Below are 17686 nucleotides of genomic sequence, written 5' to 3' on the forward strand. Positions count from 1 at the left end.
TAGCAAGACGAATGTAATTCTGGTAATGAAGATGTGTGTCATCCTAAATGGTTTTTAATAGAGTCGTGTATTCTAGCTTTAAATTTTTATCAGCTGTTTTTACCAATTAAGTTTTTTAGCTACTTTTTTAGCACCACGAATAAATGACTCAGGTTCATCTTTTGATAATATTCCATCTACAAATTCATTTGATGTAGTAACTACTCTGATAGTCGATTTTTCTGAATTGATGATTCTTAAAAACTCTTTCTGATTTATTGTGAAAGTCTTTTGTCCTGCGGCTCTTCCCATAAGATTTGTATCTGTAATTGAACTCTGAGCACTTGATTTAAGTTCTGTTATTTCACCATTAATATTAATTTTTACGGAAGAAGGTATACTTCCAATAGTTTGAACACTAAATAAAATTGTTTCAGAATTATTTTCACTCCACTCTATATTTGCCCAGATCAAAGATTCAGGGCTCGCCCAGATAGACTCCTTATACACTTTACCTGGTGACATTGTAATTCGTTTTTTTCCATCGAAAGTATCAACTTTAGTTTCGGTTGTAGCTGCACACCCAACTATAAAAAGTAATAGAAAATAAGTACTATATCTTTTTAAATATTCAGTCATTTGAGTAAATCTTTTTATTGTAAGTTAACGCCATTTTTGAGAAACAGCTAACGAGTCTGTCGATTAACTCATTTTCATTAATGGTTTAACCATAACTGAGTTCCTATTCTGGTTCAATCGATTACTGTACTTTTACGCAGAATATAAAAAGAGTTTGATATTGTTTTAATTGATATCTTAGAAGGTATAATTACTAAACCAGACAACCACGCTAGTTGAAGGAACAGTACAGCCCCCTGATTAAAAAGTGCAAAATTTAGCATGGGTGTATTGTTTATTGGTCTTTCATTACAGGAGGCGAACCGCTCATTACACTTCCTGCTAATAAAAAGCGCATGACGGGTGTTATGTGGGCTGGAGGTTAGAGCCCTCCAGCTACTCGGTTAGCAGTAAATTTTCATGGGTATATCTTTAATACCTGATTTTTCTCTTACTTCACCGGTAGGTGTGAAACCTAACTTAAGATATACATTCTTAGCATTTAAGGCCGAATTAACAGTAAAAACACCTTCATTGCCATTTTGATGACAAATATTTTTTGCGTGCAACCAAAGCTTTTTAGATAACCCTCTGCCTTGGTGAGAGTCTGAAACAAATAAATGATAAAGGTGGCAATTATTCTTGATACCTATTACTCCGATGACTCTGCTATCATATTCAACAACATGGTATTGATAGCCATCATTAATATACTGTTTGATAGAATCCGGTGCCATTGAAGCAAGCAATAATTTACCACCTTCATTCGAACAACTAGGCAAAATATACTTTTCAGCTAGTGTTGAAATTAGTAAACTAATTTGACTTGCATCGTTCTGAATAGCCTCTCTAATGGTCATGTAATTCCCTATGCTGCTAACAATTTATCGCGTTCGTGCATATTTCTGCCGATGTAACGCTCACTTTTCTACTTTATATAGTTTTAATAAATTACCTAAGATATTGCTATTACTGAGTTTTTAATTATTTTTAGGCAAAGCTAAATGGAACAAGATGTGTCCCTTGCTCATTTCCCTAAATATGTAAGCACACAACCGTTTGTTTATCCAATTAATTATTGCATTTAGTTAGGAACAATGTCGGCTTATCGCTTTAGCATGAAGACGTTATATAAATACCACCAAAAATCATAGTGCTGGGTAGCTCAACACGATCGTATTTTGTTTATTAAGTAACGATTACTCTAAAACATTTACGACGAGTTACTTTTGCCTGCGCTACGTGTTTCACCACGACAAACTTAGGTTATTACTGAGTTCCCTTGTTGCGCGCCGCTATTATTAAACACGGCTAATTTGCTTTTAAAGGTTTTTATTGAGTGGTTTTTATACTAGCGGGCATGTTTACATCACGTTAGTATGGAGCTCTATTAAGTTACAAAACGATAATTACATGACTTTAAAAACAAACGCATTAATTTATTTTTTAGCCTTTTGCAGTGGTTTTTGCATTATGGGGATTGAGCTTTTAGGAGGGCGAATACTTGCGCCTTTTTTTGGGAGCAGTGTACATATTTGGGGCAGCATAATAACGGTGTTTATGCTCAGTTTATCATTTGGCTATTTACTTGGCGGTAAGTTAAGTACTAAAAATGCATCGCTTACTAAATATGGTTTAATATTTTTAGTCGCCAGTATTATGGTGGTGCCTATTACGTTATTTTCGCAGCCAATAATGGAGTTTATATTCACGCATATTGAAGATAGCCGCTATGGTTCGCTGTTAGCTTCAACTGCATTATTTTTTATTCCAACCGTTATTTTAGGCATGATTTCGCCCTACTCTGTACGCTTACTGGTAACCGATAGTGATAAAAGTGGTCAAGTAGCGGGCCGTTTATACTTTGTAAGTACGCTTGGCAGTGCGCTGGGTACTATTATCACTTCTTTTTACTTTGTACTCGCGTTTGACGTAAATACCATTATTGGCGCTTTTGCTTTGACACTAGGGTCGTTAGGTTTGGTGGCTATGGTTATTAATACCTTGGCGAGTAATAAGGAACTTGCCCATGCTTAAATATTTTTTACTGCCGTTAATCGTGTTTTCGGGATCGACGTTTAGCAAAGTTATTCATGAAGAGCGCTCGCTTTACCGTAATATTATTGTTGAAGAAACTCGGGACCTACGTTGTCTTAAATTTAATACTAAAAGCAGTCAAACAAGCCAAAGCTGTATGTACAAAAATGACCCCGACAAACTTGTTTTTAACTACACTAAACTTACTTTTTCCAGTCTTTTAGTAGCCGATAATCCTAAGAATGTACTTATTATAGGGTTAGGTGGCGGTACGCTTTCTAATGTTATTCATGAACTATATCCAGAGGCAAAAATTCATAATGTAGAAATAGACCCCGCAGTGACTAAAGTTGCCCGCGACTACTTTAACTTTATAGAAAATGATTTGGTGACATCAAGCGTTCAAGATGGTCGTATTTTTATAAAGCGCGCTGCAATAAAAAAACAACAATACGATTGGATTATTTTAGATGCCTTTAATGGCGACTATATTCCAGAGCATTTACTCACTAAAGAGTTTTTTGAAGAAGTACAAAGTGTATTGGCCGACGGCGGTATAATTGCTGCTAATACGTTTTCTAGCAGTAAACTATACGAGCATGAATCGGCAACTTACCACGCTGTATTTGGCGATTTTATAAATGTAAGCCGTGAAAATCGCAGTAATCGTATTATTTTAGCGGGACTTAAAGCGCCTCCTACTAACGAGCAAATAAAGGCACGGGTTAAAATACTTGAGCTTCGTTTGGCAAAATACGGCATTGATATAAAAGCAATTAGCGAATTTATGTATTTTACAAAAGACGGTCAAGATTGGCCTGCTGATACCAAAGTACTAACCGATCAATACTCGCCAGCCAACCTACTTAATTTTTAAGATGCTTTATAAAGCTGTAAATAATAAATTAGTTACTTGAGCGCGATGTAAAATAGCACCGACAAGTATGGCGTTTATTTTTATTTAGGTGAGGTTTTATACCTCGCTTATATTTCTTACTACACATCTTTAATTCATTTTTAACTAATATATTTACGTTGTTTATTAAGTAGTGATATTATAGTTAGCCTGCTAACTAATTAAGCGCGCTATGGTTAAAAACATTCCATTTTATGAAACTCTTGATTTAACACTTTGCGGCAATATGGGCCGTGTGCATCGCTTATGCCGTGAGGCGGTAACTATTGCTGTTGAGCCTTTAGGGTTAACGCAGTCGCGCTGGACAGCCCTAATGCATATAAATATGCTCAAAGAAGGCGTTACTCAGTTAGCGCTGGCACAGAGTTTAGGCATAGAGATGCCGTCGCTTACCCGCACGCTCAAACAGTTAGAAGAGCAATCATTGATTGTGCGCCGTGTAGATGAGCACGATAAACGCAGTAAAAAACTTTATTTTACCGAGCAAGGTCGCAGTATTTTATTCACCTTAAATGAGCGAATAACTGATATTAAAGCGCAATTATATAGCGGTTTTAGCCATGCACAGTTAGATGCAATGGCATACGGTTTGGTAAAAATGGAAGAAAACGCTCTAAATTGCATTAACTCTCAAGCAAAGGCTAAAAATGACACCTGATCAAAAATTTGCCCGCTATGTAAGACTCTCCCTCATTGGGTTTGCTTTAGTGTTTATTTATTATTTAATGGCTGATATTTTTTTACCTGTAACACCTCAAGCGCGCGTATATCACCCTGTTGTGCAAATATCACCACAAATAAGTGGTCGAGTAACCAATGTGTTAGTAAGTAACAACCAACCTGTAAAGTCTGGTGATGTATTGTTTTACATTGACCCAGGTCCATATAATTTAGCGGACGAACAGGCTCAGCTGGCGCTTGACGATGCTAAATTACAAAACAAGCGACTCGATACAAATGTTAAAGCACTTGAAGCGCAAATAAGTGCAGCAAAAGCTAAACAACATGAGCAAAAATTACTAAAAAGTCGAGGCGAAAAACTCTACAAACAAAACTCTATATCAGAGCAAAAGCTTGAAAGCATTCGTGCTAATTATCAAGCAAGCAAATCCAATGTAGCAGCGTATGAGGCGCAATTAGCTGAAGCTATTCTAGCCCGTGGTGAGTTGGGTGAGCAAAATTTAGCAATGCGCCATGCTGCAAATCAGTTAGCACAAGCCGAGTTAAATTTATCGTATACGCAAGTGCGTGCCTTGAGTGATGGCATAGTTGCTAACTTACAATTGCTTGATGGTGCATATGCCGTTGCAGGTAAACCGTTATTAGCGATTGTGGCTAAAAAAGCGGACTTAGTTGCCGATTTTAGAGAAAAGTCACTTCTGCACATGAAGCGCGGTAGCCTAGCAAAAGTCGTTTTTGATAGTCGCCCAGGAGAGGTTTACGATGCAACACTTGAAACATTTGAGGCCGGTGTCAGTAATGGTCAATTAAGTGCCAATGGCTTATTAAGTACTACTGAGACTAGTAACCGTTGGGTGCGTGATGCGCAGCGTCAACGTATTCATCTAACATTAGTTAACAATCAAAGTTTAATTGAAAATATGCCAAGTGGTGCACGTGCTACAGTGCAATTACTGCCAGAGTCAGCTATTGGGCAGTGGTTTGGCGCAGCGCAAATTAGGTTTATTAGTTGGTTGCACTACATTTATTAATGGAGAAGGTATGACTCAAGTTGTTAGCCAAGGCCCACAATTAGATTCTAATGGCCTTCGCCAAGCACTGCGTATTGCCGGCGGATGCACTATTGGTTTTGCTATTAGTAAATTGATGAATTGGCCAAACGGTATATTTTTTACTGTTTATCCTATGTTGTTACTCGGCATGGTACCTACCTTAAGCCGTGGCGTTATTAACCAATTTATAGCGTCGGCGGCTTTTAGTGCATTTATAGTGCTTATAATACAGGGGCTATTTTCTCACTTGCCTGTCGTTATGACGCTACTTGTATTTGGCATATTTCGTTTTTTATTTCATAAAATGAGTAGCGGTAGCGCCTTTTTATTTGGTGCTTTAGGCGTGGTTAGCCTTTCAATTCAACTGCATTTTTCGAGCTATGTTGATCAAGGCAGTAGTATCTACCCGCTGATTTTAAGTAACGGTTTGGCTATTATTTTAACCGTAATTATTGCCGCGATAATGCATGGGGTGTTTCCAGATGTAACCGCACGTCCTGGGCGAGTAATGCCAGCTAAACCTAAAGAAAGCATCCGCCATGAAGTGCTACTTTGCGCCAGTGTGGCAACGCTGTCGTTTGTGGTTTTTCAGGTGCTTGATTTACAAGATTCAATTTCAGCACAAGCGGCCTCAGTACTGATTTTGTTTTCATTGTGTTGGAAAGCAGCAGGTATGGCAGGCTGGCAACGTGCAATTGGTACATTGATTGGTTGTAATGCCGCGCTGTTATCGCAGTTTTTTTTGTACAATCACACCGATTTTTTACTATTTCCGGTGGCTATATTGTGGATTTTATCGTTTGTATTTGCACGGTTTCATATTTTAGGTGGCGGTATACCTGGTATAGGATTTGGTGTATTAACCACATTTGGTATTTTATTTGGTCAGTCATTAGGCCCAAGGCAAGACTTAATTTACAGTGCGTTGTATCGATTTAGTTCGGTATCGGTGGCGATTATTTTAAGTTTATGTGCTGTATATGTTATGCATCATTTGCTTAATCGTTTTAGTGCAACGCGTCATCATACCTTTGATTAAATAAATTTTAATTATTAAGCCATTTTAAAAACTGCGTTTTTACACGCCAGCAAGCTGTGCGCCTACCAGTTAATAAGGTTGCAAATTTTGTAGACGTAGAGCTTGCTCACGTAAGAAGCAAAGCTTCTAATTATTGAGTTATTTTAAAAACTGCGTTTTTACACGGCAATAGGCTGCGTGTCTACCAGTCAGTAAATATGCAAATTTTGTAGACGTAGAGCTTACTCACGTAAGAAGAAAAGCTTCTAATTATTGAGTTATTTTAAAAACTGCGTTTTTACACAGCTAGCAAGCTGTGCGTCTACAGGTCAGTAAATATGCACATTTGTAGACGTAGAGCTTGCTCGCGTGAGAAGCAAAGCTTCTAATTATTGAGTTATTTTAAAAACTACGTTTATATTTCAGCAAGTTGCACGTCTACCAGTTAATAAGGTTGCAAATTTTGTAGACGTAGAGCTTGCTCACGTGAGAAGCGAGGCTTCTAATTATTGAGTTATTTTAAAAACTGCGTTTTTACACGCTAGCAAGCTGTGCGTCTACAGGTCAGTAAATATGCACATTTGTAGACGTAGAGCTTGCTCACGTGAGAAGCAAGGCTTCTAATTATTGAGTTATTTAAAGGCTTCGCGTTTACATGTTAAACTTTCACACTGCCACGCAATGCTTTATTTTGGCCGTGTTTGGTTTTTTTATCCATGCGTTTACGCTGAGAGTTTCGACTTGGCTTGGTGGCTCTTCGAGCCTTGTTTACTACTGTCGCGCTTAAAATAAGGTCTTTTAAACGTTTAAGTGCATCGTCTCGATTAAGCTCTTGTGTACGATGACTTTGCGCTTTAATGATTAACACGCCATCTTTAGTTATTCTAGAATCTTTTAAAGCGAGTAAGCGTTCTTTGTAAAAGTCAGGTAATTTAGAACGGTTAATGTCAAAACGTAAATGTATAGCACTTGCTACCTTGTTAACATTTTGACCACCGGCACCCTGAGAGCGAATAGCGGTTAGCTCTAGCTCCCACTCATCAATTGTGACTGTATTTGAAATTGTTAACATTGTATTCAGCTCTCGTTGTTAAAAATGCATTATATCACCTGCACATAGACTTAGGGTGAATCAACTAAAATCCTAGTACTTTCGTTAACTCCCATGAATTGTACTGTAAAATTCGCTAATGTATTGTTTTGTGTTGGCACATGCAGGTATTTAGTTTTTAATTGAACTGCCCTATTTATTTAGGGCTTTATAAAATAGCCCCCGATAATAGGAAATACCCATATGAAAAAAATACTCGTATCACTTAGTTTGTTAGCAATGAGCTTCTCTGGTTTTGCAAAAGACATCACCGAAGGTGATTTACAAAGCTACATGAAAGCACTACCAGCGGTAACAAGCTGGGCGAGCGCTCAAGATTCTTTAAAAGGTATTGATTTAGGAAGCATGTTAGGTGCATCTGCTGATCAAACAACATCAGAGCAAAGTTCGTTAGCTAACAGTGCACTAAGTATGATTAAAGAGTACGACTTGTATAAAAGTTTTGAAGGTGTGACGAGCCGTTACGGTTTTACACCAGAGCAGCTAATTACTGTTGGCTCAGAAGTGTCTATGGCTTACATTGAAAACCTTAAGTCGGGTTTATCTGACGAAAACAAAGAAACCGCTAATAAATTAATGGGTGGTTTTCAAAGTATGAAAAGCGTTAAAGATAAAGGCGCTAGTTCGTTAATGGGGTCATTGGGCAATGCATCAAGTGCCGCTAAATCGAGTGAGCCAGTCGTTAGCGAAAGTAATCTTGAGCTTGTGAGTGAATACATGCCGCAACTTAAAAAGCTTTTCGCTCTTTTATAAACTGTATTGCTTTATATAAAAAGGTGGCATTTGCCACCTTTTTGGTTTCTACCCATATAATATTTTTTAATAACAGCAAGTGATTACAAAGTTTAGGTTTTGCCTTAAGTGTTCTGCTCAGCCTAATTTAGCGAGTGTGTATCTGCTAGAAAATAATGTATAAATTAACGAACTAACTTGTTTGCATCTACACTTGTAACATGCTTATTTTTTTTGGTAATAACATGAAGCGATGGTATGTATTTATTAGTATATTATTGGTGAGTATTACGTATATTTCTTTATCTGCTTATGCAAAATCCAGCCAGACATTTAGTGCGGGGGTTATTGCTCAAGAGCAAGTTTTTCCAATTAAAGAGTTACAACTTGGTTACTATGCTCGTTGTATTTTAGTTTCCGCACAAAAAGAAGATGCTTTTTATTCGGCTTGTTATTTAAAAAAACAGCCTCAATCCAATTGGCTTGCTGAATCGGCGGGTGCGCGTTGCGAAATAAAGTGCACAACGTACCTCGATAAAAATGGTCACTCACAAACGACATACTTTACAGCTCAATAATACTAATCTTATTTAAAGTATGCTTATTTCAAGCGCTAAATAGCACGCTCATTTAAGGCAATTTGTATAAGTCGTTCCAATGTTTTTTATTGGTTTAGAGCTTTCGTTTATTTGCCGACTAGTTAAAGTGCTACATGCGCTCTGTGATTGTTGTATGTGTGGGCCTGAGAGTAATAAAAAATACTTTTTACCATTAGGGCGTGTTGACCTTTGTGGATTGAAATTTGTTCAATCTAGGGGCGATTTAATCGCGGCGCGAGGTTTGTAACCTAGTGGGCTCGGTAACTGCTCCTGCGTTACTCTAATGGCTTACATCCCTGTAAGAATAAGTAAAAACCGAGCAACAAAGAGTAAATTGCCCCTAGAAAGAACCCAAAGGGCAGCGCATGTTTGGTATCTATGCTGCGTTATCGCCTATTTATGTGGAACAACCACACACCACAGGCTCTGCCTTGCCTAAATACCAAACGTACTGCTGCAAAATTAATCACAAAAGGTCAACACGCCCTAATATTTCTGTTGATAGTGAACAGTGGAAAATCAGCTTTTATTAAGTGAGGTTTTATTGCTTTTTTAGAGGTGTACGCGGCGTATTGGCAAAATACAGCCCTTGCGTGTTCTTTTTTTGCTCTCCCCATGCGCCTATCAGTTGCCAATCAGTGGATGCATATCGTCTAGCATCGACCATAAAACTGCCATGTAATGCAGGCGTTGAGTAGACATGGTTAATTGTTTTTTGCGCGTCTTGGGTGTTTGCATAAGGGCCTGTCACCAAATAGTAACTGTCGCGGCTTTGATGTTTATATAATTTTAAAGGATGCGCTTGCCAGTCAACCTCTTTTGCTACTATTACTGCTGATTCAAACTTTTTAAATACACCAAGCTGAACAAAGTAAGATTTTTCTGATGGCTTATCAGCTAACTCTATTGAGTTTGTTGTATTGTCTTTAGGTTGTAGAACGATATCTTTTAAAATAATAGTATCACCCGTTTTAGAAGTAATAACGCGCTCGGGTAAGTTTTTAGCAACGAGATTTTTTATATTTAATGTATTTGCTTCAACTTCAATTTTGTAACTTCCGTGGCTTACATCAGAAAAATAATAATATCCGTCGTATTCGGTAGTTGTTGTGTATTCTTTGTCGCCATTGGTCTGCTTTAAAAAAACGGTTACGCCTGAAACAGGTTTGCTTTTATCATTATTTGCAAAATAAACAGTCCCTTCTACTTCATTAAAAATGACCATTGGTACATTAACTTTAGTCTGACCCCCTCGGTGAGCGTAGGTTTTTATTTTTCCAAGTACAGGCTGCAAATATGGATTTGGTAAAGTGCGTAAATCGACCTCTAAAACTTGCCCGCCATGACTGCTTGGCAGTAGTGTTTTGCCTGTATTGTTTGTGAATTTATTTCGCCATAAATAATTACCGGTAAAGCGTACGTCTTCTAATGCTTCATCACCTTGATCAAATATTCGATTTTCGTTCCAGTCAATAAAAGCAGATGCTTCAAGTTGTCCGCCGCTAAGAGCTCTTGGAGTGTCAAATACCATATCTAACTCAAGATGATCAAAGCTAAATGTGCCGTTTAAACCTAATGACACGCGCCAGTCTCCACGACTATCGTATTGACCTGAGACTTGAACATTAAAAATGTCATAGCGGTAAGTATATTGATGGCTTAATTGCGTGGTCGCTGATGAGTTGGGGTTATACGACAATTGGGTTTGATTGAAGGAATCTTGTGTTTGCGGCCAACGTAAATTACTGCGCAGACTAATTAGGTCTCCCCCATTTATAGGCAGCCAATCAAGTGTATTTGTCCATTTCCAAGAAGCAATATCGATAGATGAATAAAGCTGATTGGTTAGCTTATCTTCTTGGTCATTATAAAAAAGGCGTCCAGCCCATGTGCCACCAATGTGATTTTTATTGATACCAAATGAAAATGTATTTTTGTTTGATTTACTTTCACGGGTTTCGTTAAGCCATTTCATATTCCAATTTAAAGAGTCAAATGAATCAGAACGGCCATTTAAACTAACCGACAATCTATTTTTAAGTGCATTACTTTGTGGCAAAAACAATGCACTCGAAAAATCATCTAAGGCGGTATATTCTAAATTGACGTTGACGTCGTTATAAAAATCGCTAGAGAATAACCCCCTGAAGCCTGCATAATAAGCATTGCCAGCATTAAGCTGTTTGGTAGATAAGAGCCGATAGCTGCCATGCTCGGTAAGTATATTTAACCCTGATGATATATAGCGAGTGTGCTCATCAGTACCTAGTTGAGTGATTTGCGCATCATAGGTTAAATTTTCACTGATCCCATATGAAACACTGGCTTTAAACGTGTCACTAAATTTATTTTGAGTGCTTTGCTTGTTATTAAATACGCTTTTATCTGTTTCAAGTAACTCAACTTGGTAGCTTATTTTTCCTGGTGCTAGAGCATCTTGCCCTATTGTATATTTTTGAGTGCGTGTGATTTGCTCACCTTGTGGGCCAAAGAGCTTTATTTCAAAAATATTATTGCCGTAAAATGTTTCTATATCGATAAACTTAACTAAGTTATCGTCATTTGCTTGTGTGGTCGCTAAAAATTGCCCATTGCGGTATAGCTCAGCTTGCCAGCCGGGTAAAGCGGGTTCTTCAATGGTGATTGATGAAAAATTTTGTGCTGAGCGTGGATCGGCATTTGAGATATAAATGCCCCGACCTTGGCTTGAAGCTGTTGTGAGTTGATCTGATTGAGATTGAATATCACCTAATTGGTAATGAATGCGAGCTAATGAATGATCTTCATCGGTTAAGCTAAAGTCTTTGCTAATTTTAAAAAACGTATTATCACTGTTTTCATTTTTATTAAACCGAACCTCTGCTCGATGGTGAAATAAATCAAAATAGCTGTTGAGCCTAATTAAACCCTTATAACGTGCTTGCTTAGATGTGGCACTTGATGAAACCGTGTACTCAGAAATTGGGTATGTTAGTAAACGGTATTGATCTTCAATAAAGTGATCATATTGCGGGGCTATAACCTGCTTATGTGTGACAGTTGTGCTTTTTTTATCATTTGTGGTACTTAATAAATCACTCATAAAGGTGACTTGCATGAGCGAGTAATCAAATATTGAGTCGGTTTGTAAAAGCGTATTAATAACGGATAAGTCTACGTAGTAGTCGTAATCATCTTTAGCCCAAAAAGATACTGTTGGTGTTACCGGTTGTTCTGTTAGCAAAGTTGAACTTAGCGTTAGCTCAGTTGCGTCAACTGTTGCAGTTAAGCTATTTTCGGTAACGCTAAAGTTAATGCCCATCGTTGATTTAAGAACACTTATTGGTAGCAACAGCTTATTTGATGGCGTGTAGTAAGCTTCTAAGTCGGATACAACCGATCGGCCATTTACTTTTACATTTACGATCACGAATGCCTCTTCATCAATAGGCCATTGATGAAGAGGCATTTGCTCATTAGCGAATAATGTTTGAGGCATAACAACACAGAGCAACAAACTAATTAAAGCGCTATAACGCAAGGCGTTTAGCTTAAACACGTGCTATTGAATATTAACGGGTATTGCTAACTCAATATTGCCACCATATTGGGGATTTTCTGTGTATTTAAGTGTCAGCGGACCGACAACAGGCTGTTGCAATGATATATAGACTTTACGACGCGATAAAGGCGTATAAACAGCTACGTTTGTTACTTCTCCGACAGGTAAGTTATTGCTATCTGTCAGTTCAAAGTTGCCATATAGTGAACGATTACCTGTTAGTGTTTGCCAAAACATAATGGTCGGTCGACCATTTTGGCTAATTAGCTGTGGGTTTATTAATTGTGAGTCAGCTTCTAACTGACCATGGCGCACAATAACCGGTACGCTGTAAGAAATTTTAGGGCGTATAGTTATACCTACGGCATTAGGATCGGGAGCTTCAGATGCAACTATTTTAAGTACTGCTCTGTATTCTCCTGCGGGTAATTCTGCTTTTTTTCGCACCGTCATTCTTATCGCTTGCATACCTTTTGGTGCAATAGAACCACGGCGTGGAGAAAATCGTAACATGCCAGCTGCAGATCGCCCTTCTACTTGCTTAGGCGTTGCATCGATTAGTGAGCCTTCTTCGGTCATATCTTTGTGCGTGAGACTAAGTTTAAAATCGAGATTTTTATCAGAAGTGTTTCTAATCATTAATGAATTATTTTTAGTACGTCCATCAAAATATAAACGATATTCAGATAAAGAAAGGTTTGCACTGCAAATTTGAGGCAATAGGAGGGTTAGGCAAAACGTTGCCCAACGAAAAAATTTAAAACTCATGAGACAACTCAACAACATGATAAAAAAAATGTGGAGCGTTATGCTCCACACAATTTATATTATTAATAACCGAGGGCTATAACAATATAATAAATAATATTACTGGAAAGATACATCAACCGTGTAATCTACAGCATAAAGATCGCCCGCTGTAAGATCGGCTGCTACAGTCATAGCGCCATAAACACCAATTACGATATCTGTTGCGCTTGCATCAGTAGTAAATGGAGAAGCAACAGTATTTGCAGTTGTTACAGATGTAGTACCATCAGTGGCAGTCGTTACTGGCGCAAAAGTAAGGTTTGCACTTGTGCTACCAGATACAGTGATGTTCATTGCTGAATTTGGAGCCAAACCAGAAACGGTTACGCCACCCAATTGAATGTTTGCATCTGAAGCGTCACAATCGCCTGTTACTGCACCGGCATTATCCATTGTACAAGTTGAACCCGTTGCTAAACGAATTTTACCAAAATGAACAGCGTTATCTTCTACAAAAGTTGGTTCGCTCCAGCCATTTACACTTGCTTGTAATGTTTCGCTAGATGCTAGTAAAGAAGTAGATGTCATTGCTAGTAAAGCGGTTGCTGCAAAAATTTTTTTATTCATAATTTATCCGTTATTTATATAATTATTATACTTACTACTACCTCCTTGTATTCCATATGCGGACTTAATTAGATAAGCGGCTGTAATCCATTAACGCTAACTTAACTTTAATGAATACAATATTCAATTTATTTGTTAACTAATTGTACTTATAAATTAGTTATTAATAGTAAAGTATTAACAAACGAATGTAAAAATGTTTCGTATCTATTTATTGACTCTGTTTTACAGAGTAATTTAAAGTTAAAAAGGAGCTATTGCTTTAACATTCTCGTGAACACTAAATAATGAGCTGCAAAAAAGTATGCTTTGAATGAGGCACTTTGATTACTCAATATTATGCAGAGCAATGAAAACGCACCTGTACTCAGCTTTTATTTAACAGTTTGAAATGCCCTAAGGTGTAAGTATTGAGATCACTCTTTTACTAATTTCTGGCAACACCTCTTGGGCAAACCACGGATTCTTTTTAAGCCAAATATTGTTGCGCGGACTTGGATGGGGGAGTACTAAATAGCTTGGCCAATACTCACGCCACGATTTTACTAACTGCGTTAATGGCTGTTTTTTAGTATGGGGTAAATGGTATGCCTGAGCATGCTTGCCAAGTATTATTGTTAGTTCAATATTTGGCAGTTTAGCTAATAATTTCTCGCGCCATGCGGATGCGCATTCTTTGCGAGGGGGTAAGTCCCCCGACCTTCCTTTCCCTGGGTAGCAAAAACCCATAGGTAAAATTGCAATATTGTTTTCATTATAAAATTCATCATTTGTGAGCCCGAGCCATTCTCGTAGGCGATTTCCGCTTGCGTCGTTAAATGGAACCCCTGTTTCGTGAACTTTTATCCCTGGGGCTTGGCCTGCAATTAAAATACGTGCATTTGGGTTAAATTGTATTACAGGGCGAGCGCCTAAAGGCAAGTGAGGAGCACAGATCACGCATTTACTAACTTGTTCTAATAATTGGCGGGTATTCATGTTTATTTGGCCTTAAATGCTCAATATTTGTTCTAAATAGCCGTTTAGAACAAATGAGTTGGTAAAAAATCGGTTTATTTTAATTTAAACGGGCATTAGTTAGTAAAATCGTGATCTTTAACCGCTACCGAGCTGTAGGCCTTTAAAAATCTATTGTTTATCAGCCCATACAGCAAATTCGTTGCCACTTGGCTCTGTAAAGTGAAAGCGGCAACCACCAGGAAACTCAAAAATGGGTTTTAAAATTTTACCTCCATGTAACTCTACTTTTTGATACGTGGCGTGAATGTCGTTACTATAAAAAACCAATAGTGCAGCGCCATTTTGAGTGAGCGATTTAAGCGGTGCGCTAAAAAATCCACCATCAAGCCCTTGGCCGCTAAACGCCGTATATTCAGGGCCGTAATCGGTAAATTGCCAATTAAATACACGGCTAAAAAAAGATTTAGTGGCTAATAAATCGCATGCAGGAAATTCAACATAATTTAGTTTTTCATTATTGTTCATCGTTATTAAAGCGCTTATAAATTAATGGTAAACCACCTTAAACCTTAGTGGGCTGCTAATCAAATATCCCCTTTATATTTGAGATCAGTATTTTACTAAGCTTGAATCGTGAAAGCTTAAATGTTGCAAATGAGAATAACTATCTTTTGTATTTATAAGCTATATAATAGCGCCTAAATTTTTACTCTCTGTATTTAAGGGACTAACTCATTATGCAGGCACAATCGCTTAGCGCGCAGTTTTCACAAATTTTCAAACGTTCTTCTAGCTTTAACTACCAGTTTTTAGTGCTATCACGCTTTTTTATTGCCATTGTAGGCGGCTATTTTTTTACAGCAGCGAGCACGTCTTTGTTAAGTTTTTTATTACCGCTGACTAAATCGGATGCGGTGTTGTTATGTGTATCGTTAAGTATTTTGATTTATGCACTCGTTTTTATTTATGCATTTTATGTAAAATCTTTAAAAACAGTTTGGATCAGTATTTTACTAAGTACGGGGACACAAGTTAGTTTATTAGTAGCATTAAAGGACTGGCTATGAAAGACAGTTTTTTTCGGTCAATGACTTGGTTGCATACGTGGGTAGGGTTACTGGTATGTTGGTTACTCTATTTAATATTTTTTTCTGGAACACTTAGCTTTTTTAGAGACGAGATAAGCTTATGGAACCAACCAGCTATTCATAATGTGCAAACTCAGGCACAACGTATTGAAGCGCAACAACAGCAAATAATTACAGGGTTTGATTACTTAGCTACTCAAGGGGCTAATTCACAAAGCTGGCGTATTACGCTTCCAGAGTCGCGTATTCCTTATCTAGTATATGGCTATGCAAAACCAAAAGAGCTAGGCCAGCGCCGCAGTAAATTTGAAAACACCCAGTTAGACCCTAATACAATGCAAAAGCTTGAGCCATTTATAGAGACCAAAGGCGGTAACTTTTTTTATCGTCTACATTTTGATTTACATTACATTGATGTAATAACCGCGCGATGGCTTGTGTGCTTTGCAAGCTTATTTATGCTAATTGCGATTATATCGGGTGTAGTTATTCATAAACGTATTTTTAAAGATATGTTTAGTTTTAGACGTAATAAAGGCAGCCGCACATGGCTGGATGCTCATAATTTAAGTTCTGTGCTTGCCCTACCTTTTCATTTAATGATTACCTACACTGGTATGATTACACTTATATTTATGTTGTTCCCCTACCCTGCGCAAACGACGTATGATAACGGTATGCGCGATTTTTTTAATGATGTAACGCCTCGCAATACCATTACAGATAAAGCCAAAGGCGGATCGGCAATGGTACCAATACAGCGTATTTTGGATCAGGTTTATACTAAGTGGCCAAATGCTGATATTACCCGTGTACAAGTGAGCAATCCTAATATGGCGTCATCAACAATCACAGTATTGGTTAGTACAGGTAAAACATTACGGGATCAAGCCCCACGTTTAATATTTAGCGGCGCTACGGGAGATCTCGTTGCTAAAACTAATGATGACTTAACGGCCAGTAAAGTGCTTTACGAATCGTTGAACTCGCTTCATACCGGTCGTTTGGCCGATCCACTATTGCGGTGGCTCTATTTTTTAGGCGGTGTTGCTGGCTGCGTAATGATTGGCTCCGGTTGTATAATGTGGGCAAAGCGCATACGCGATCGTATGAAAGCCGATGCAAAACCGTCACTAGGTTTAAAGCTGGTTGAAGGATTAAACTTGGCTACATTAATGGGGTTACCATTGGCTACCTGCGCATTCTTTTTAGCTAACAGAATACTAAACCCAGAAATTACAGCGCGTGCTGATAAAGAAGTACTCGCATTTTTCTTAACGTGGTTAGCAGTTGCTGTTATTGCGTTATTAAAGCGTGGTAAAGGTCAGTGGCAAATTATGGCGGTTATAAATGGTATAGCGTGTTTAAGCGTACCTGTTGTGAATGCGCTTACCACCAACGGCAATATAGTTAGTTATTTACTGCATAAGCAGTGGGCTTTATTTACTTTTGATGCTGTGTTTTTGTTATTTAGTATATTGTTTTTTATACAAACCGAAAAATTACGTACTCATAAACAACCTACAAAACGAAGCAATCACATTGTAAATAAAAAGCGAAAGGATCAAAATATATGATTGATTTATTATCCTTTAGCCTTTGTTTGTTTGCTTTTAACTGTTTTGCATTGGCTAAATTCAATCATTTTAAAGATGTATTTAAAAAACGCCCCACTGAGTTACAGAGTAAAAAGCTGTTACTAATCGCTTGGATCAGTATTTTACTAAGTTTAGTGTTTTGTGTAGTAACGCAAGGAAGCTACGGGGCTTTGTTGTTTTGTGGATTCATGAGCTTGAGTGTACTGATTATAATGGTTTTTTATAATTTTTTAGTAGGCTACGTAAAGTTGTTTAGTGTTTTAAATAGCGTATTAGTTGTACTAAGCGGGTTGTATTTAGCGTTAAACTAGCCTTAGTTAGTAAAAACGTGATCCGTTATTTTTCCACATATTAGGCAAAAAAAATGGCAAGCTATATA

18 protein-coding genes are annotated in these 17686 nt (G+C 37.7%); 10 read left to right on the top strand and 8 right to left on the bottom strand.

Annotation, left to right across the window (positions count from 1 at the left end):
* Positions 1-99: 99 nt before the first annotated feature.
* Complete coding sequence (locus PALI_RS16635; protein WP_182703020.1) at positions 100-618, bottom strand: hypothetical protein; 519 nt, start codon at positions 616-618, stop codon at positions 100-102.
* Positions 619-1001: 383 nt separating this feature from the next.
* Positions 1002-1457, bottom strand: coding sequence for a GNAT family N-acetyltransferase (locus tag PALI_RS16640; RefSeq protein ID WP_077535380.1), 456 nt, complete (start codon positions 1455-1457; stop codon positions 1002-1004).
* A gap of 553 nt (positions 1458-2010) precedes the next feature.
* Between PALI_RS16640 and PALI_RS16645 the strand changes: the two genes are divergently transcribed.
* The 5 genes from PALI_RS16645 (at position 2011) to PALI_RS16665 (ending at position 6322) form a co-directional block, all read left to right on the top strand.
* On the top strand, positions 2011-2634 hold the full coding sequence (locus PALI_RS16645) for a fused MFS/spermidine synthase (RefSeq protein WP_077538782.1): 624 nt from the start codon (positions 2011-2013) through the stop codon (positions 2632-2634).
* Complete coding sequence (locus tag PALI_RS16650) at positions 2627-3511, top strand: spermidine synthase (protein WP_193156769.1); 885 nt, start codon at positions 2627-2629, stop codon at positions 3509-3511. The genes PALI_RS16645 and PALI_RS16650 overlap by 8 nt, the downstream gene beginning before the upstream one ends.
* A gap of 211 nt (positions 3512-3722) precedes the next feature.
* The gene (locus PALI_RS16655; protein WP_193156770.1) at positions 3723-4208 is read left to right on the top strand and encodes a MarR family transcriptional regulator; all 486 of its coding nucleotides are present in this window, start codon (positions 3723-3725) and stop codon (positions 4206-4208) included.
* Complete coding sequence (locus tag PALI_RS16660; RefSeq protein ID WP_193156771.1) at positions 4198-5262, top strand: HlyD family secretion protein; 1065 nt, start codon at positions 4198-4200, stop codon at positions 5260-5262. Before PALI_RS16655 ends, PALI_RS16660 begins: the two co-directional genes overlap by 11 nt.
* Before the next feature lie 10 nt (positions 5263-5272).
* Positions 5273-6322 carry a DUF2955 domain-containing protein gene (locus PALI_RS16665; protein ID WP_193156772.1) on the top strand — a complete coding sequence of 350 codons (1050 nt, stop codon included), beginning with the start codon at positions 5273-5275 and terminating at the stop codon, positions 6320-6322.
* Positions 6323-6959: 637 nt separating this feature from the next.
* Here the strand turns inward: PALI_RS16665 and arfB are convergent.
* A complete protein-coding gene (arfB, locus tag PALI_RS16670; RefSeq protein ID WP_193156773.1) occupies positions 6960-7373 on the bottom strand; it encodes an alternative ribosome rescue aminoacyl-tRNA hydrolase ArfB in 414 nt (137 codons plus the stop codon).
* Between the two features lie 222 nt (positions 7374-7595).
* Between arfB and PALI_RS16675 the strand changes: the two genes are divergently transcribed.
* Positions 7596-8165: a short-chain dehydrogenase gene (locus PALI_RS16675; RefSeq protein ID WP_138585912.1), complete on the top strand. Its 570-nt coding sequence runs from the start codon at positions 7596-7598 to the stop codon at positions 8163-8165.
* 224 nt (positions 8166-8389) lie between these two features.
* Positions 8390-8722: a hypothetical protein gene (locus tag PALI_RS16680; protein ID WP_193156774.1), complete on the top strand. Its 333-nt coding sequence runs from the start codon at positions 8390-8392 to the stop codon at positions 8720-8722.
* 562 nt (positions 8723-9284) lie between these two features.
* On the opposite strand, the gene PALI_RS16685 is transcribed toward PALI_RS16680, so the two are convergent.
* The 5 genes from PALI_RS16685 to PALI_RS16705 all read right to left on the bottom strand — a co-directional run bounded on the left by PALI_RS16685 (position 9285) and on the right by PALI_RS16705 (position 15146).
* Entirely contained in the window at positions 9285-12221 is a 2937-nt protein-coding gene (locus tag PALI_RS16685) for an SdrD B-like domain-containing protein (RefSeq protein ID WP_226894573.1), read from the bottom strand.
* Positions 12222-12284: 63 nt separating this feature from the next.
* A complete protein-coding gene (locus PALI_RS16690; RefSeq protein ID WP_193156775.1) occupies positions 12285-13052 on the bottom strand; it encodes a fimbrial biogenesis chaperone in 768 nt (255 codons plus the stop codon).
* 99 nt (positions 13053-13151) lie between these two features.
* Positions 13152-13661 (bottom strand): hypothetical protein, encoded by a 510-nt coding sequence (locus tag PALI_RS16695; protein ID WP_077535386.1) that lies wholly within the window; start codon positions 13659-13661, stop codon positions 13152-13154.
* 396 nt (positions 13662-14057) lie between these two features.
* Entirely contained in the window at positions 14058-14639 is a 582-nt protein-coding gene (locus PALI_RS16700) for a uracil-DNA glycosylase family protein (RefSeq protein ID WP_193156776.1), read from the bottom strand.
* Between the two features lie 150 nt (positions 14640-14789).
* The gene (locus tag PALI_RS16705; protein WP_077535388.1) at positions 14790-15146 is read right to left on the bottom strand and encodes a VOC family protein; all 357 of its coding nucleotides are present in this window, start codon (positions 15144-15146) and stop codon (positions 14790-14792) included.
* 212 nt (positions 15147-15358) lie between these two features.
* On the opposite strand from PALI_RS16705, the gene PALI_RS16710 reads away from it, so the two are divergent.
* The 3 genes from PALI_RS16710 to PALI_RS16720 are packed head-to-tail and all read left to right on the top strand — an operon-like array spanning position 15359 to position 17618.
* Positions 15359-15688 (top strand): hypothetical protein, encoded by a 330-nt coding sequence (locus PALI_RS16710; RefSeq protein WP_193156777.1) that lies wholly within the window; start codon positions 15359-15361, stop codon positions 15686-15688.
* Positions 15685-17286, top strand: a complete 1602-nt coding sequence (locus PALI_RS16715; protein WP_193156778.1) for a PepSY-associated TM helix domain-containing protein — start codon at positions 15685-15687, stop codon at positions 17284-17286. Before PALI_RS16710 ends, PALI_RS16715 begins: the two co-directional genes overlap by 4 nt.
* Complete coding sequence (locus PALI_RS16720) at positions 17283-17618, top strand: DUF3325 domain-containing protein (RefSeq protein WP_193156779.1); 336 nt, start codon at positions 17283-17285, stop codon at positions 17616-17618. The genes PALI_RS16715 and PALI_RS16720 overlap by 4 nt, the downstream gene beginning before the upstream one ends.
* Positions 17619-17686 lie beyond the last annotated feature (68 nt).

The organism is Pseudoalteromonas aliena SW19 (genome assembly GCF_014905615.1).
GTDB classification, from domain to species: domain Bacteria; phylum Pseudomonadota; class Gammaproteobacteria; order Enterobacterales; family Alteromonadaceae; genus Pseudoalteromonas; species Pseudoalteromonas aliena.

Coding starts and splice junctions, on each gene's coding strand:
- PALI_RS16640 (WP_077535380.1), bottom strand. CDS start 1,457: ATGACCATTAGAGAGGCTATTCAGAACGATGCAAGTCAAATTAGTTTA.
- PALI_RS16695 (WP_077535386.1), bottom strand. CDS start 13,661: ATGAATAAAAAAATTTTTGCAGCAACCGCTTTACTAGCAATGACATCT.
- PALI_RS16660 (WP_193156771.1), top strand. CDS start 4,198: ATGACACCTGATCAAAAATTTGCCCGCTATGTAAGACTCTCCCTCATT.
- PALI_RS16720 (WP_193156779.1), top strand. CDS start 17,283: ATGATTGATTTATTATCCTTTAGCCTTTGTTTGTTTGCTTTTAACTGT.
- PALI_RS16700 (WP_193156776.1), bottom strand. CDS start 14,639: ATGAATACCCGCCAATTATTAGAACAAGTTAGTAAATGCGTGATCTGT.
- PALI_RS16650 (WP_193156769.1), top strand. CDS start 2,627: ATGCTTAAATATTTTTTACTGCCGTTAATCGTGTTTTCGGGATCGACG.
- PALI_RS16635 (WP_182703020.1), bottom strand. CDS start 618: ATGACTGAATATTTAAAAAGATATAGTACTTATTTTCTATTACTTTTT.
- PALI_RS16690 (WP_193156775.1), bottom strand. CDS start 13,052: ATGAGTTTTAAATTTTTTCGTTGGGCAACGTTTTGCCTAACCCTCCTA.
- PALI_RS16685 (WP_226894573.1), bottom strand. CDS start 12,221: ATGCCTCAAACATTATTCGCTAATGAGCAAATGCCTCTTCATCAATGG.
- arfB (WP_193156773.1), bottom strand. CDS start 7,373: ATGTTAACAATTTCAAATACAGTCACAATTGATGAGTGGGAGCTAGAG.
- PALI_RS16705 (WP_077535388.1), bottom strand. CDS start 15,146: ATGAACAATAATGAAAAACTAAATTATGTTGAATTTCCTGCATGCGAT.
- PALI_RS16710 (WP_193156777.1), top strand. CDS start 15,359: ATGCAGGCACAATCGCTTAGCGCGCAGTTTTCACAAATTTTCAAACGT.
- PALI_RS16655 (WP_193156770.1), top strand. CDS start 3,723: ATGGTTAAAAACATTCCATTTTATGAAACTCTTGATTTAACACTTTGC.
- PALI_RS16715 (WP_193156778.1), top strand. CDS start 15,685: ATGAAAGACAGTTTTTTTCGGTCAATGACTTGGTTGCATACGTGGGTA.
- PALI_RS16665 (WP_193156772.1), top strand. CDS start 5,273: ATGACTCAAGTTGTTAGCCAAGGCCCACAATTAGATTCTAATGGCCTT.
- PALI_RS16675 (WP_138585912.1), top strand. CDS start 7,596: ATGAAAAAAATACTCGTATCACTTAGTTTGTTAGCAATGAGCTTCTCT.
- PALI_RS16680 (WP_193156774.1), top strand. CDS start 8,390: ATGAAGCGATGGTATGTATTTATTAGTATATTATTGGTGAGTATTACG.
- PALI_RS16645 (WP_077538782.1), top strand. CDS start 2,011: ATGACTTTAAAAACAAACGCATTAATTTATTTTTTAGCCTTTTGCAGT.